The organism is Mycobacterium sp. D16Q16, assembly GCF_002013745.1.
GTDB lineage: Bacteria > Actinomycetota > Actinomycetes > Mycobacteriales > Mycobacteriaceae > Mycobacterium.
This window is the reverse complement of record NZ_MAEY01000026.1, coordinates 127,236-142,299: the sequence shown is the minus strand read 5'-3', so window position 1 is coordinate 142,299 and position 15,064 is coordinate 127,236. Positions and strand designations below refer to the sequence as shown.

12 protein-coding genes are annotated in these 15,064 nt (G+C 65.0%); 5 read left to right on the top strand and 7 right to left on the bottom strand.

The genetic code is table 11. The annotated features are described in order from the left end of the window. The 5 genes from B4394_RS22825 to eccA form a co-directional block, all read right to left on the bottom strand. On the bottom strand, positions 1-1,059 hold a 1,059-nt coding region (locus tag B4394_RS22825; RefSeq protein ID WP_078316369.1), incomplete at its 3' end, for a PPE family protein. A 4-nt stretch (positions 1,060-1,063) separates the two neighbouring features. After that, the gene (locus B4394_RS22820; RefSeq protein WP_078312250.1) at positions 1,064-1,372 is read right to left on the bottom strand and encodes a PE family protein; all 309 of its coding nucleotides are present in this window, start codon (positions 1,370-1,372) and stop codon (positions 1,064-1,066) included. Continuing rightward, a complete protein-coding gene (eccCa, locus tag B4394_RS22815) occupies positions 1,369-5,400 on the bottom strand; it encodes a type VII secretion protein EccCa (RefSeq protein WP_078312251.1) in 4,032 nt (1,343 codons plus the stop codon). Before eccCa ends, B4394_RS22820 begins: the two co-directional genes overlap by 4 nt. Continuing rightward, entirely contained in the window at positions 5,397-6,941 is a 1,545-nt protein-coding gene (eccB, locus tag B4394_RS22810) for a type VII secretion protein EccB (protein ID WP_078316357.1), read from the bottom strand. The genes eccCa and eccB overlap by 4 nt, the downstream gene beginning before the upstream one ends. Further along, on the bottom strand, positions 6,938-8,800 hold the full coding sequence (gene eccA / locus B4394_RS22805; protein ID WP_078312253.1) for a type VII secretion AAA-ATPase EccA: 1,863 nt from the start codon (positions 8,798-8,800) through the stop codon (positions 6,938-6,940). The genes eccB and eccA overlap by 4 nt, the downstream gene beginning before the upstream one ends. A 402-nt stretch (positions 8,801-9,202) precedes the next feature. On the opposite strand from eccA, the gene B4394_RS22800 reads away from it, so the two are divergent. After that, a complete protein-coding gene (locus B4394_RS22800) occupies positions 9,203-9,916 on the top strand; it encodes a siderophore-interacting protein (protein ID WP_078316356.1) in 714 nt (237 codons plus the stop codon). A gap of 33 nt (positions 9,917-9,949) precedes the next feature. Here the strand turns inward: B4394_RS22800 and B4394_RS22795 are convergent, their stop codons facing one another. Both B4394_RS22795 and B4394_RS22790 read right to left on the bottom strand, forming a co-directional pair. Then, positions 9,950-10,276 carry an SDR family NAD(P)-dependent oxidoreductase gene (locus tag B4394_RS22795; protein WP_078316355.1) on the bottom strand — a complete coding sequence of 109 codons (327 nt, stop codon included), beginning with the start codon at positions 10,274-10,276 and terminating at the stop codon, positions 9,950-9,952. 100 nt (positions 10,277-10,376) lie between these two features. After that, the gene (locus B4394_RS22790; protein ID WP_078316354.1) at positions 10,377-11,534 is read right to left on the bottom strand and encodes an FAD-dependent monooxygenase; all 1,158 of its coding nucleotides are present in this window, start codon (positions 11,532-11,534) and stop codon (positions 10,377-10,379) included. A gap of 59 nt (positions 11,535-11,593) precedes the next feature. Here B4394_RS22790 and B4394_RS22785 point away from each other — a divergent pair, with 59 nt between their 5' ends. The 4 genes from B4394_RS22785 (at position 11,594) to B4394_RS22770 (ending at position 15,059) form a co-directional block, all read left to right on the top strand. Further along, positions 11,594-12,463: a LysR family transcriptional regulator gene (locus tag B4394_RS22785; RefSeq protein ID WP_078316353.1), complete on the top strand. Its 870-nt coding sequence runs from the start codon at positions 11,594-11,596 to the stop codon at positions 12,461-12,463. Positions 12,464-12,668: 205 nt separating this feature from the next. Next, complete coding sequence (locus tag B4394_RS22780; protein ID WP_078312258.1) at positions 12,669-13,412, top strand: GntR family transcriptional regulator; 744 nt, start codon at positions 12,669-12,671, stop codon at positions 13,410-13,412. An 8-nt stretch (positions 13,413-13,420) separates the two neighbouring features. Next, on the top strand, positions 13,421-13,648 hold the full coding sequence (locus tag B4394_RS22775; RefSeq protein ID WP_070936987.1) for a 4Fe-4S dicluster domain-containing protein: 228 nt from the start codon (positions 13,421-13,423) through the stop codon (positions 13,646-13,648). Positions 13,649-13,661: 13 nt separating this feature from the next. Then, on the top strand, positions 13,662-15,059 hold the full coding sequence (locus B4394_RS22770) for an ABC transporter substrate-binding protein (protein ID WP_078316352.1): 1,398 nt from the start codon (positions 13,662-13,664) through the stop codon (positions 15,057-15,059). Positions 15,060-15,064 lie beyond the last annotated feature (5 nt).

The window sequence follows — 15,064 nt, the reverse complement described above, 5'->3', positions numbered from 1 at the left end:
AGGTGAGGCCGGTGCGCTCGGGGCCGACGTTGCACTCGAACCACCGGACAGTGGGGCTCCGCCGCCGGTTCCGGGCATTCCGCCCATCGCAAATGCCTGCTGCTGAGGCGAATTGCGCGCGATCTGTGCCATTTCCTGTGCCGGTTCCTCGCCGGGTACATCGGCGTCGACTGGAACAGGGTTGACAAGCTGGGCCAGCCCGACCAGTAGCAGAGGGAGCCACAGTGGTGCGGACAACATGATGCCCCAGGCGGTGAACCCGAAGGGGATGAAAAACGCCTCGTACGCGATGAAGAACAACAGCGGACCCCAGGCCACGAGTGCCTCGAGGGGATTGCGCATGAAGTCCTGCAAGATCCGTTGCAAGGTACCGAGTGGGTCGGTGAAGAACTCCTGAATCTGTCGCATGAGCTTCTCGAAGAAGCTCTCGCTGTCATCCAGCGCGGTGCCGGATTCTGCCGCCTGTGCCTGCGCGGCCATCCCGGACATGTCGGCGGCCATGCGCGACATTTCGCCGCCCGGCGCCATGATCATCGGCGCGGGCTGCGTTGGCGCGACCGACATCACCGCGGCGGTGGAAACACCTTGGTAGATGCCCATGGTGGTGGCGGCCTGGACCCACATCCGGATGTAGTCGGCCTCGTTGAACGCGATCGGAATGGTGTTGATGCCAAAGAAATTGGTGGCCAGCAGCACGCCGTGGATCAGGTGGTTGGCGGCCAGCTCGGCCAGCGTGGGCATGGCGGCCAGCGCCGTGGTGTACGCAGCAGCGCTGGTTTCATGCAGCACGGCATTGGTGGCGCTCATCGCGCTCTGCTGAGTCAGCCAGGCCAGGTAGGGCGTATGGCTGACGACATACTGGGTGGCGCTGGGCCCCTGCCATGATCCGGCGCTGGTGGCTGCGAGCAGCTGCGTCAACTCCGTTGCCGCAGTGGTGTATTGCGCGGAGAGCGCCTGCCACTGGGCGGCTGCCGCCAACAGTGCTCCCGGCCCGGGCCCGGCGCTCAACAGCGCCGAGTGCACCTCGGGGGGGAAAGCCATCCAGATGGGGGCGCTCACCGAGTTAGCCTCGCGCGATCATGTATGTGACGGCGGCTTGCATATCTCCGGTGGTGTAGCTGGCCGCGGACTCCGAGACGCCCAGCCCGGCCCGGCCCAATTCCTCGACGGCCAGGGCCGCCACACCGGAGTGCTCAATGCCGCGGGCGCTGAAGCCTGCCGCGGTCTCCAGTGACACCGGGTCGGCGGCGGGCGGGACCACGGCACCGATCACCGGTGCGGCCGCCGCATGTGCGGCGGCCAGGCGCGCGGTCAGCGCCTCGATGGCCGCGCTCGTGGCGGTCAGACCTTCCGGAACGACGTTGAGATTCATCGCGGGTACTCCCTTCCTTGAGCAGCATGCTCACTGACGAGTGGATTGACGGTCTGTACATATGTCGGAACATCGTTATCTGACAACAGGACTCCGCGACCCGCGGGCAGACGCTCGAAACGATGTCCACGGATACGGCCCCCGTCCTGCGGGCTGCCGCTCAGCATCAGGGTGTTGGCCTGCAGCTCGTGGAAGCGACGCAACATGGGGTTGGTCATCAGTATGTGACCCGAACCGGTGGCCCGCGCGGTAATGATCACCCGCAGGCCGAGCTCACGTGCCTCGGCGAGCAGACCCGAGATCGGATTCCAGGGTCGCTGCCCGATGTACGGACCGCTGACGGCCGGTGCATCGGGAATCTGGTCGACATCGTCGATGATGAGGTAGTGCCGCTGTGCCGTCACTCCGCGTGACACCCAGTTGTGCAGCTCCTCGGACGACAATCCGGCGGGTGGCCGACGCTTTTCAAGGAGGGCACCCAGGCCCAGCATCGCCGGGGTGATCCGATCGATATTGGGGGTGTACTCGTTGTCGGGGAACAGCGGTTCGTCGACGAGATGTAGACGCCGGTCCAGAACCGTGAACGCCACCTCGTCGGATGTCGAGTGTTCCCGGACGGTGCGGATGATGTGTCGCAGAAGCGTCGTCTTGCCGGAGCCGGTATCGCCCAACACCATCAGGAGCGGGTTGTGGGCGAAATCGAGCGCCACCGGCGCCAGATCTTGCTCGCGCTGGCCGATGACTACCTGTTCGCGTCCCGGGTACAGCGGACCGATGGCGTTCGGTGCCAGGTCTGCCGGCAGTAGGCGGACGGTGGGAGCCTTCGCACCGGGGTACTCGGCGTTGACCGACTCCACTGTCTTGGCGTCGGAGGCCGCGAACAGGAAGTGCTCTGCCTGCATGGTCAGGCCGCGGCCCGGCTGATCGTGCGGCACGCTCTCGGCGGGGCGGCGCAGTGCGCCGGGTACCCGCACATTGCTGTCCGCCGAGTCGTGCAGCTTGAGTTCGAGGCGCAGCCCGAGAGCATCGCGCATCGCCAGCGGCACCTCGATCCAGTTCGGTGTCGTGATCACGACGTGGATGCCGTACGACAGCCCGGCATTGGCCAGCTCGGTAAGCCTGGCCAGCAACGGGTTTCGGGTGTTGAACTGGTCGGTGTTGTCGCGACTGAACGCATACAGGTTGTCCACGAGAAGGAACGTCTCGCCGTAACCGTCGTCCAGCGAGCGGTCGCCGTCGCGCAGTGCGCGCAGCTGACTTACCGAGGCGATGCCGCGGTCGCGGAACAGACGCTGGCGATAGGCCAGGAGTTGCTCCAGCTCACCGAAGGTGCGTCGGATGCGCTCGGGCTCCAAGGCGCTGGCCACACTGCCGACATGCGCCAACCCTTCGAGCGCGTGCAGTTGTCCGCCGCCGTAGTCGATGCAGTAGAACGTGACATCGCGCGGGGAGTGCGACGCAGCGGCCGACAGCATGAACGTCTGCAGAGCCGTCGACTTTCCGGACTTCGGGCCGCCGTGAATGATCACGTTTCCGGCCGCCGATGTCGCATCGAAGATCAGCGGATCGCGGCGCATCTGGAACGGCTTGTCGATCTCACCGAGCGGCCAGCGCAGCTGGCGTGCCGGGATCCCGGTCTGGCTCAGCACATCCGCCAGCGGGATCGCGGTGTCTAGCGGCGGCAGCCAGAGCTGCGGTGCGCGCGGACCGACCTTGGCCAGCTGGTCGCCGACGGTCGTGACCAGCTTGCGCGCCGGCTGCTGTGGCCGGTCGGATCCACCCTTGACGATCACGGTGGTGGGATCGGAGGCCACCGGCAGCGCGGTGAACTGCCTGGGCTGCGGGGTGGCGTGGATCTCCACGGTGGTGGTCGTTGACGGCGGCTGGTAGACACCGTCGACATAGGTGCTGCGGAACTTGATGGGTACGGCGCCTGGTGCGGGAACCAGGAACCCCACGCCCTTGTGGTCCTTGCCTGATTCGATGTGGTACGCGTCCTCGGTCCCGATGATCTGCCGGGATGCGCTGGGACTGGCCACCTTCAGGCCGATGCGGTATGAGGTGTTCTTGTCGATGTCCTTGATCTTGCCGACGTCCAGGGTCTGCGACGCGAACAGGATGTGGATGCGGAACGAGCGGCCCTTGCGTGCGACGTAGTCGAACAGTTCGGCGTACTCGGGGTGGTCCTGGAGCATCAGGGTGAACTCGTCGGCCACCACGAACAACGTGGGGATGGGCGGCAGGTCGTGACCGGCGGCGATCGCTTCCTCATACTCGCGGACCGAGTTGAAGGCGCTGCCCTGCACATCGCGACCGGCCTGCTTCAGCAGGTTCTCGCGCCGGGCGACCTCGCCACGCAAGGTATCGGCAAAACGATCTGCCAAGGAACGCTTCTCGGCCATGTTCGAGATCACGGCGACAACCTGCGGGAAGTCGCGGAAGATATCGGCCCCGGCCTCACCCTTGAAGTCCGCGTAGATCACGATTAGGCGATCGGCGGAATGGGTCGTCAAGAGCGACAACAGGATCGACATCAGGCTCTGCGACTTACCGGAGCCGGTCATACCGATCATCAGGCCGTGCGGACCCATGCCGCCCTCGGCCTCGTCCTTGAGGTCGAACATCAACGGCTCGCCGGAGGCGGTCACGCCAATCGGCACGCGCAGCTCCTCGTCACGCGCACGCGGCGACCACAGGGCGGGAACATCCAGCTGGGATGCATCCTCGATACCGAGCAGCGAGGTGAACGTCGCACCACCGGTTGCCGCAGACCGCAGGCCCGGATGTGTTGGGTTCGAGTCCCAGCGGGAGAGCCGGCGGGACAGGTGCGAGGCGGTTCCGACCGTGAGCTGATCGGCCTCGTCGATGTACGGCTGCCAATCGTTGCCATTCCAACGGGCGACGCGTGCACTCACGCCGTTCCGACTAACCCGCAGCACAGGGCGCTCTGGGTTCAGGTAGTCCGGAAGCTTGGCGGAGCCGTCGGTTCCGTCGAGCCGCTGGATAACGGTGACGCCGTCCAGTCCGGTTGCCGGGATGGGCGAATTCACGCCATTCAGGTCGTACGTCGGGTCATCGAGAATGATCAGCAGGTGCTTGTGCGCACCGGACTCGGCCCCGAACAGCGCACGCTCGGAGAGCACGGGCTTCAATGCTTCGAACAGTTCGGCACCCGTGCGGCGCAGGTAACGTGCCGGGCCGACACCGTCGACCTCGCCGCTGATGTCCACGTGGGGAAGCCATTTGAGCCAGGACCAGTCGGCGTCTTCGACACTGGGGCCGGCCATCGCCACGGTGAGGAGCGTTGGATCGTGGAAGGTGGCGGCCTGAGTCACCCACGACCGAATGGAGGCGCGGGCAACGTCATCATCACCGAGCACCGTGATCCGCGAAACCTTGTTCAGGTCGATGCCCGATGGGGCGCTGCGCACCGTGCGCTGGGTGTCCAGTAGCCCACGTAAAGCGCTGTGGCTCACCGGTTCCAGATCGATCTCATCAGCGATGTCCTTGACCCGTACGACACTGGCCAGCGGAACGTCATGGCGTCCGGCGCGTACCACCAGGTAGTCGTCATCGCCGGGGTCTCGCTCCCACTGGCGGCGCGTGCCGGGAACCGTGGTCAGCTCCTCGGGATCGGGGTGCGACCATTCCAGGGCCTTGCGCTGCTGGGTGGCGTGGGTGCGCAGATTCTCGCGGACCACCGACAGGTAACGCAGGTAGTCGGCTCGTTCGGCGTCGACCTCCTCGGTGCGGACCTTATCGCCATTGCCGCGATACAGCGCGGTAGCGGCCAGCAGCAGCACAAAGGGGAAGAACAGGGTCTGCGGGGAGATGAGGCGGATGCCCGAGGCGACCAGTGCCACCACCATGCCGACAATCAGAATGACGATCACGACCGGCATGGCCCGCCGCAGGAATGACGGCGGCACCACGCGGGGCAGCTGCGGAGGCGCCTCGACGGTCACCGTGGCATCGGGTATCGCCGGAGGCGCTACACGCCGATGGGGTTCGAAGATGAGACGGCTCAACGGGACTCCTGTGCCTGAGCAGATGGGTTGTCGGTCTGGATGCGCGTGGCTTGCCGATCGCTCGGGGCCAGGCCGTCACGCGCCAGTAGGGCGTCGGCGCGTGAGAGCGACGGCCCGGACGCGAACAGATCCAGAATCGACGAAGGGATGGTGAGTGCGGGCTTGTGCAGGCCGAGTGCCTCAAGAGTCTTGTCACCCTCGGCCTCGGTGTCGATGCCGTAACGCACACCGGTATCGGATATCCACTGGTATCCGCCGCGGCCGTCCGGTTGCACCAGGTAACCGATTCCGGGAGTGATGGCGACCCGGGTTGCGGCGGGGGAGACCAGCTGCACGGCGTGCACCGAGTCAGAAAGCGGCAGTACCGAACCCGCGAGCAAGGACCACGAATCCGAGGCAGCGTCGGCCGTCTTGGTGAACCGTGTGCACAGCACCGGGTCCTCGTTGGTGGCCAGCGGCTTGATGGCCGCATTCGGGAACACCCTGGTATCGATCGCCGATGACGTCGGCAGGTGCGCGATCTGATCGGCCGTCAGTCGTGGCGGTTGCTCCAGACCGTAGGAGTTCGCGTTGCGCAGCGCGGAGGCGATTACCGGTGAAACCTGTTGTACGCCATCGGCGAGCACCGCGTAGTACACCGGTGTGTTGTCGGTGGACGAGCTCACCAGCACCGAGCCGATGGGCGCGGCGACGGGCAACGGGTAGGCAGTGGGTGTCCCGGCTCCCTGGATGGCGGGAACCACAAGTGCCGGAGTCTCGGGAATCGCATTGAGCAGGCTGGCCGTCACGGGGCGCTCGGCGGGCGGGGCGGTGAGGCCCAGGGCGCTCGTGACGGCGATATCCCCGAGGTTGAGCGCACTGCGGTGCCCGTCCCAGAGCAGCCAGGTGCCCGAGTCGGAGGACACCACGACAGCGCGGTCACGGGTGAGCTCGGTGGCCTTGTCGCCGCCGGTCTCCAGGGCCCCGGCGATCACGGTCACGACGCGGGTATCGGCGGACTCGCACACCGCCCAGGCGGCGTCGGTGCTCTTGGCCTGCACCATGCGCTCCGGCGCGCCCGGAATGCCGATCAGGTTTCCGCGCGGAAACTGGTCAAGCTGAGTGCTTTTGACCATCGTCGGGTCCACAGCCTTGCCGGCGATGAGACGGGCCGAGGTGAGGTTGAGCACCGGGTGCAGATTGTCGCCCACCCGAACATAGAGCGCGGCGGTTGACCGGTCGGCGAGCACCGGGTCGGTGCCGGCGATGCCGGAGGGCCGCAGCAGGCTGAAGACGAAGCATCCGACCAGGCCGGTCACGACGATGACGGCACCCATGCTGAATGCCCGGGACTGACTGCGCAGCGGATCCACCAGCATCCGGGCGTCGTGTAGTGCCACGCCGGATGCGATCCGCCGCATGACAAATCGCCATCCGGTGACCTGGTGCCCGGTGACGAATCCGCGGCGGTACTTCAGCGGTTCGGGATTCTCGCTGACCGGGGTGCGTGACGCGAAGGCCCGGCGCTCGGAGTTTGCGTTGTTCTCTCGGTTATCGCTCATTTCGTGACCGACGCCCCCGGAGCCGACAGTCCGAGGCCCGCGACAATGGCCTCCACTGATGCCTGCACGTCTTCGACGGTGACGGTCATGAGGTCGTCATCGCTGAACTCTTCGACGCCTGAGTTATCAAGGCGGTGTTCACGTTCCTCCTCGGAGCGTTCGACGACGTTACGGACGAAGCGACCGTTACCGGCGACGTCGATGCTGCGGCGTGCGATACCACGAGTATCGGGAGCCTCTGCGGCACACATCGCCGAGAAGGCGGTGAGCAGCGCGGTGGCAGCGCCCTCGTCGAACTTGCTGTCGCGCACGGATGCCATCGCCGCCGCGATCTCGACGAGTTCGGGCGGTGCGTACGAAGGAAATTCGATGGACCGAGTAAAACGGGAGCGCAGACCCTCATTGGTATCGAGGAACTGGTCCAGCTCGGCGCGGTACCCGGCGACGATCACGACCAAACGGTCACGGTCGTTTTCCATCCGGGCCAGCAGGGTGTCGATGGCAACCAGACCGAAGTCGTTCTTGGCGCCGGTGGACACCAACGCGTAGGCCTCGTCGAGGAACAGCACGCCGTCGAGCGCGCTGTCGATGACGGCGTTGGTCTTGGCCTCGGTCTCACCGATGTGCTGACCGATGAGGTCGGCACGGTGCACCTCGCGGACGTTCTCACGCTTGAGAAGTCCCAAGCCGCAATAGATCTTGGCGACGACACGGGCGATGGTGGTCTTACCGGTACCGGGCGGGCCCGCGAACACCAGGTGGTGAGTGCGGTGGCCCACGGCGAGTCCGCGGTCCTGGCGCCGCAATGCCATGGCTACGGAGCTCTTAAGCCGTGAGACCTGGTCCTTCACCTGCTCCAGGCCGATGAACTCGCTGAGCTGCTGCTCGGCCTCGGCCAGCAGGATCGCCTTGCGCTCATGAGCCTCAGGATCGATGAAATCCTCTTCGGTGGGCTCGGTTTCGGGGTCCCAGGGATCGGTGCGGGCGGCGATACGCGCGGAGGTCGTGGTGTGCAGACCAACGCTCGGATCGGTCAGCGCATGCTCGATCTCGGCGTTCTCCGGATTGCCCGCGTACAGATCCTGGAGCACCTCGGTGGCGGTCTCTTCGTCACCATGGTGACGAAGGTTCAGCGCCTTGGCGAGTGCGCCGTCGGTGGCAGCCACTTCGATTGGCCCACTGGGGTCTTCGAGGTAAGACAGGGCGGGATTGACCATGCCTAGCTTGGCGAGCGCGATGCCGAGGGTGATCCGCACGGCGTGAGACGTGGTGGCATCCAGCGACGTATCGGTGACAACTGGGGTCAGCAGCGAGACGACATCGGACCAGCGTTCGGCCCGGTTCTGCATGGCGACGGCGCCCCAGCGGGCGTTGAACCATCCGGGGCGTCGCTCGGTCACGTCGGCGATCAGCCCGGCAGCCTTGACGTAGTCGCCCTTGTCCACGAGGGCCGCGGCGTAGGCGAGGTGATAGTCATCGGGCCCGCTGGCGCGGAACTCGAGATAGAGCCCGGAGTCGTACGTGAAGGTGAGATCACCCGGGTGCAGGTTCACCGCATGCTGAAGGTGTCCGGCGGTGGCCGAGGTCTCCGAGATGGCTTCCAGGACGTCGATGGTGGCGCCCCCGGAGGCCGCCAGACCGACCCAGACATCACAGTGATCTTGAGCGGTCCGGCACAGCGAAGTGAAGCCGTAACGCGCCGCTGGCAAATCTGCGGGACGTCGCCTGTCATTGACGGAGAGACCAAGAGCCCGGCAACAGGTTGCGAATCGGCTCTCTAATTCGGGATCTATGCGCGGCACTGGGGCCGTTGCCGTGGCCACACGCTCTAGCTGGCCCACTCGTTCACGAATATCCACTTACAGTTACAGCCCTTCGCCCGATCGATATGCTCGCTGATTGGAGTAGTCGGCTCGCGAACTTGATTGGTTCCTGACAATGCTCTGTTGCCGAGCCAGCGAATCTGTCATAGGTCGCCCGCATCGCCTCGACTGCTCCCCGATGCGGAGCGCAGGGCTAAACCGGCGTGGCGGTCAACGGCGCGGCGTCTGGGTGTGACTACCGACACATCCGGGCATCCGAGTTGATCGACTCGTTCGCGAGTACTCATCTACCGCCTTTATTCCTGGCACCGTTGCTTGCTCGGCAAGAGATTAGCATTCCCTTACCTAAGTGTCGATAGCTAACCCTAGCCTTATGCAGGTCAAGATGTTTAGGCTAGCCTAAACTAAAAGCGCACTCAGCGAATCGAGGAGGGTGTAATGCCGAGCACAGTGACGCAACCGACACGCGGATGGCAGGGCACGGTTCTCAAATTGTTCCGCGCCGGCGACTATCAGCTAACACTGACCGGTCGGCAGGAGCTGACCGATCACTATTTGAGGCTCAGCTTCTCGGCAGGTGGTCTGCTGCACGGTCGTGACGTTCATCCGACCATGTGGATCCGGCTGTGGTTCTCGGATGGGGAGAAGCTGCACCAGCGTGGATACACACTGGTCAATCCCGACCCGCAGGCCGATACCGTCGATATCGAGTTCGCGCTGCACGACGGGCTGGCCGCGCGCTGGGCACAGTCTGCCCAGGTCGGCGACACCATCGAGGCGACGGTGCTGGGCAGTCATTTCGAGCTCCCCGATCCGGCCCCCCGTGGATACGTCATCGTCGGTGACACCGCGTCCCTGCCGGCGATCAACTCCCTGCTGGCGGCGATCGGCGACAGTCCGGCCACGGTGTTTCTGGAGGCCGCACACGAGAGCGACAAAACACTGCCGGTCGGCGCCGATGCGGTCTGGGTGGATCGCGATGGCGAACGCTCGCTCGCCGACGTCGTGCGTGAGGGAGCCTTCGATGCCCCCGAGTTCTTCGGGTGGGTGGCATGCGACACGCGGACCACACGCGAGGTCTCGCACGTCCTCAAGGGCCACTACGGCATCGCGCGCAGGTCGATCAAGGCCCAGGCTTACTGGATGGCGTAAAGGGAAACGGCCTGATGGAACGGTCGATGCCGGCTACGAGGCGAGCCGCAGCCTCGGCATCTGCCTACCCGCCGCGTCCAGGATGGTGGTGACGGTGCCGAACCGGTCCGTGGCACGTCGGCAGAGTTCGCGCAGCTGACGCGGATCGGTGGCATCAGCGGCGATGGCCATCACCTGATCCGCCCCGTAGCCGTGGAGCATCCTCGTCAGATCGGTGGCATGTCTGCCGCAGACGACGACCCGATGCCCGTTGCGCACCAGAATCCGGACGATCTCACGCCCGCTGGGGTCATCGCCATTGAGGACGACGACAACATCGGGTTCCGAGTCGTCGGTGCCGGAGGTTGGGTTCTGGTGCATGTCCCTATTGAGCCAGCGATTCCTGGGGCCCGGATGTGAGCGCCATGTGGATTGCTTGGATGACCTCCACTGTTGGTTCCATTCATGCCGAGTCGGCGGGTCAGGCCCTCGTGCGCTGCCGATATGACCGCGCCGCCTTTTCCAGGCCCTCCGCAGACTCCTCGCCCCAGGACCGCAGCATCGCGCGGTTGGCCAGCACTACATCGCGTGTGGCCTGGATCCGCTGGGCCTCATAGGCCGCCAAGCCGAGTGCGAAATCGCCGGACGACTCCGACAGTGCGTGCGCCAACACCCGGGCGTCGACGACGGACTGTGATCCACCGTTGGCCCCCAGCGGATACATGGGATGTGCGGCATCGCCCAGCAGCGTGACTCGGCCGCGGCCCCACGAGGGCAGCGGGTCGCGGTCCACCATCGGGTACTCGACGATGCGTCGGGTGCCGCGCACCATTGCGCCCACATCCAGCCACCCGAAGTCCCAGCCGGGGAAGTGGCCCAGCACCTCATCGGCGTTGACGGGGTCATTCCACCGTGCGCTGTCGGGTAGCTCCCCGGGGGGATTGGTGCGTGCGAGTGCCACCCAGTTCACGGTGTGTGCGCTGATCGGGTAGGCGATGAGTTCGTGATCGGTGTCGTCGTGCGCGGCGACCATGGCCTTCCCGGTGAGGAAGCGGCCGATATCGGCCACCCCGCGCCACATTCGCACACCCGACCAGCGCAATGGATCCACCGGATGAAGTTGTGCGCGTGTCGCCGAATTCACGCCGTCGGCGCCCACCAGAACGGCTGCCGCAATATCGCCGTCGGCTGTACGTACGCGGACACCCGCATCGTTGCCCTCGAATCCGAGAACCCGGCAGTCCGTCCGAATTGCTTGTGGACCAAGGCGTTCCCGCACCGCATGGAGCAGCATGAGTTGTAGACGACCGCGGTGCACCGAGATTTGTGGGTACGGGTAGTCACCCGCGCGTCCCCGCGGCTCGCTGTACAGGACGGCGCCGTGCTTATCGCAGAATCGAATCTCTGTGGTAGCGATGCCCATGCCGGCAAGCTCGTCGCCCAGTCCGAGTTCGGTGAGGACGCCCACGGCATGCGGAAGCATGTTGATACCGACGCCCAGTGGCTTGACGTCGCGTGCGCTCTCCAGCACCGCGGCGTCGAAGCCCGCGGCATGCAGGGTCAGGGCTGCGGTAAGCCCACCGATGCCGGCACCGGCAATCACGATTTTTGTCGTGTTCTCACTCATAGCATTCAGCATCGGCCGACGGCATTCAGAAGTCCAAGATCTATCTATTCACGGTTCTATAATTAGTACTTATGGAGATGCACCAGCTCCGGTACCTGCTGGCGGTGGCGGACGCGGCGAGTTTCACCAGAGCTGCGGCTTCTCTCCGCGTCGCGCAACCGGGGGTGAGTGCCCAAATCCGCCTTCTGGAACGTGAACTGGGGCAGGAACTGTTCGACCGATCGGGGCGCCAGGTCCGACTTACCGACGCGGGCAAAGCGGTGGTTCCCTATGCGCGAGCCGCTCTGGCCGCGGTCGACGGAATCCGCGAGGTGGCCGATGAGATCGGGGGACTGCTGCGCGGACATATCGCATTCGGCACCGTCACCTCGCACGGCGCTGGTCTGCCCGCGCTCCTCTCGGCGTTCCATCGCGACCACCCCGCGATCAGCATCAGCCTTGCCGAAGCGCGGTCGGACGAGCTCATCGCAGGGCTGCGTGAGGGTCGGCTGGACGGCGCCATTCTCGCCCTGGGGGCCGGGGAACCGCAGGAGCTGGGGTTGCGCATCATCGATGACCAACCTCTGGTCGCCGCGGTTGCGGCCTCCGATCCGTGGGCGAAACGGCGCACGGTGACACTGGAGATGCTCTGTGAGCGCATCCTGATCTGCCTACCCACGGGCAGCGGTATTCGTTCGATTCTGGAATCCGCGTGCCAGGCCGCGGGCCTCACTCCGAATGTGGCGTTCGAAGCGAGCTCACCGCGGTCGTTACTGGTCCTCGTCGAACAGGGGCTTGGTGTGGCGGTGGTGCCCGCTCCATATCTACGGACCCGGCCAGGCGTGGTTGCACTGGATATCCAACCCGCATTACGAGGTCGGCTCGCGCTGGCGTGGCGCCTCGGCGGCCCGACGGGGCCGGCGGCGCGCACCTTCCTGGAGCGGGCCCGCACCGTCCTCTGACCCGCCGTTCCGATCACCTTGAATCCAATCCCGGCCGTCGCGCGGCGGTGGCGCAATGGTGTGCATCCGACGGTGCGTAGCAGGTAGGAGTGGGGTAGCGACCGGCGCAATGAAGCAGACCTGACAGATATCGATTTCATTCGCCGGATGGCCGTTGAGCTGGCCTTTAGCGTGTTGGCGAGGTTGTCTCACGTCAGGAGAACTCGTGGCCGCTGTCGAGCCCACACCATTACGCCGTCCGCGCGCCGATCAGGCGCGGCTGGTCGCGGATGTGCTGCGCCACCAAATCCACGCCGGGGGATACACCGACGGCGGCCTGCCGAGCGAACAGGAACTGGCCGCGGAGTTCTTTGTGTCCCGCAATACGGTCCGGGAGGCGCTGACGACGCTGAAGGAAGAAGGCCTCATCGAGCGTGGACCTCGTACCGGCACTCACGTTGCGTTGCGCAAGTACGAGCACGGATTGGACGCGCTGCTCGGGCTCAAGGAGACCTTCAAGGGATACGGCGAGGTCTGGAATGAGGTCCGCGTCATCCAGGAGGTGAATGCACCGCCGGCGGTGGCGCACAGGTTGCGACTTGAGCCCGGCGCGCGCGTCATCTTCATCGAGCGGCTGCGCTACCTCGGCGATCTGCCACTGAGCCTGGACAAGACCTATCTCACCGCCGATGTGGGGGAGGCGGTCATCGAGCACCAGCTCGAGACCAACGACGTATTCGCCCTGATCGAGCGTGTGACTGGACGCAGGTTGGGATCGGCCAATCTGGCGCTGGAAGCCGTTGCGGCGGATTCACATTCGGCGGCGACATTGCAAGTGCCCGACAGTGCGCCGCTGCTGCTGCTGGAGCGACTGACCCACCTCGATGACGGGACCCCCGTCGACCTCGAGTACATCCGGATGCGCGGTGATCGAATCACGTTGCGCAGCAATCTATTAAGGGATATCTGAGGACTCTCATGACATTGGTCAACAACCGTATCGACGTTCCGGTCACCATCGACGAATCGCTGTGCATCGAAGGCTGCACGCTGTGTGTGGACATCTGCCCACTGGATTCGCTGGCGATCAATCCAGAAAACGGCAAGGCCTTCATGCACGTCGACGAGTGCTGGTACTGCGGCCCGTGCGCGGCTCGCTGTCCTACCGGTGCCGTCACCGTCAACATGCCCTATCTACTCCGTTAAGTCAGGACACCTCATGAAGAGAACAGCCCTTCTCTCCGCTTTGCTTCTTACCCTCGTCGCCGGCTGCTCCCTGGACTCCGGGTCCGGCTCGGCGAACGAGGTGACCGTCGTTGTGGGGTATCAATCGAAGACCATCAACACGGTGACCGCAGGCACGCTGCTGCGCTCTCAGGGATACCTGGAGAAGCGGCTCGCGGAGGCCGGTTCGCGCACCGGAAACAAGTACACCGTGCAGTGGCAGGACTACGACACCGGAGCGCCGATCACCGCACAGATGCTCGCCGAGAAGATCGACATCGGCTCGATGGGCGACTATCCGTTGCTGATCAATGGATCTAAGACTCAGGCCAACGAGAAGGCTCGCACCGAGCTGGTATCGATCACCGGGTACAACGCCAAGGGCGCGCTCAACATGGTGGTGGTACCACCGAACTCGACAATAACCACACTTCCCGAATTGAAGGACAAGAAGGTGTCCGCGAGTGTGGGCTCGGCCGGGCATGGCACGTTGGTGCGCGCGCTGCGCAACGACGGCCTGGACCCGGCCAAGGATATCGAGGTGCTGAACCAGCAGCCGCAGGTTGGTGCCTCGGCCCTGGAATCCGGTCAGGTGCAAGCGCTGTCACAGTTCGTGGCCTGGCCGGGCCTGCTGGTCTTCCAGAAGAAGGCCAAGCTCCTCTATGACGGTGCCGAGCTAAATGTTCCGACCTTTCACGGCGTGGTGGTGCGCCGCGACTATGCCAAGCGGCATCCGGAGGTGCTCGACGCGTTCTTGCAGGCTCAGTTGGACGCCACCGATTTCATCCACGAAAAGTCTCTCGAGGCGGCTCGCATCGTGGCCGACGGCAGCGGCCTGCCCCAGGAAGTGGTGTACCTCTACAACGGGCCGGGCGGCACGTCGTTCGACGCCACGCTCAAGCCGTCACTCATCGAGGCGTTCACAAGCGATGTGCCCTACCTGAAATCAATCGGAGACTTCGCTGATCTCAACATCAACGAGTTTGTGCAGGATGGTCCGCTGCGTCAGGCTTACGCGACACGTGCGAAGAATTACGAAGCCGAGTTGGCCGCCAAGGTCAATCCGCTGGTGCTGCACCCTGCCGACGGGGCTGACCCGGGTCGTGCCGCCGAGATCTGGTTCGACGGTAAGGATTCCACGCAGGTGTACCCGACCGCGCAGGAGCTGCTAAAGGCCGTCAACGCAGCCAACGCGGCCGGTCAAAAGGTCCGTGCCGCCTACGTCGCCGATGCCGAACTAGGCACCCGGTGGTTCGCCGACCATGCCTGGTGGGTCCGGGATTCGGCTGGGTTGCACCCGTTCACGACGAGTGCGGGCGCTAGCCGGTACATCGCCAGTCATCCCGATGCCGCTTCCCTGGATTACACGCAGGCACTGGCGGCCGCATCGTGAGCAGC

Coding starts and splice junctions, on each gene's coding strand:
- B4394_RS22820 (WP_078312250.1), bottom strand. CDS start 1,372: ATGAATCTCAACGTCGTTCCGGAAGGTCTGACCGCCACGAGCGCGGCC.
- eccB (WP_078316357.1), bottom strand. CDS start 6,941: ATGAGCGATAACCGAGAGAACAACGCAAACTCCGAGCGCCGGGCCTTC.
- B4394_RS22800 (WP_078316356.1), top strand. CDS start 9,203: ATGCCGAGCACAGTGACGCAACCGACACGCGGATGGCAGGGCACGGTT.
- B4394_RS22795 (WP_078316355.1), bottom strand. CDS start 10,276: ATGCACCAGAACCCAACCTCCGGCACCGACGACTCGGAACCCGATGTT.
- B4394_RS22790 (WP_078316354.1), bottom strand. CDS start 11,534: ATGCTGAATGCTATGAGTGAGAACACGACAAAAATCGTGATTGCCGGT.
- B4394_RS22785 (WP_078316353.1), top strand. CDS start 11,594: ATGGAGATGCACCAGCTCCGGTACCTGCTGGCGGTGGCGGACGCGGCG.
- B4394_RS22775 (WP_070936987.1), top strand. CDS start 13,421: ATGACATTGGTCAACAACCGTATCGACGTTCCGGTCACCATCGACGAA.
- B4394_RS22770 (WP_078316352.1), top strand. CDS start 13,662: ATGAAGAGAACAGCCCTTCTCTCCGCTTTGCTTCTTACCCTCGTCGCC.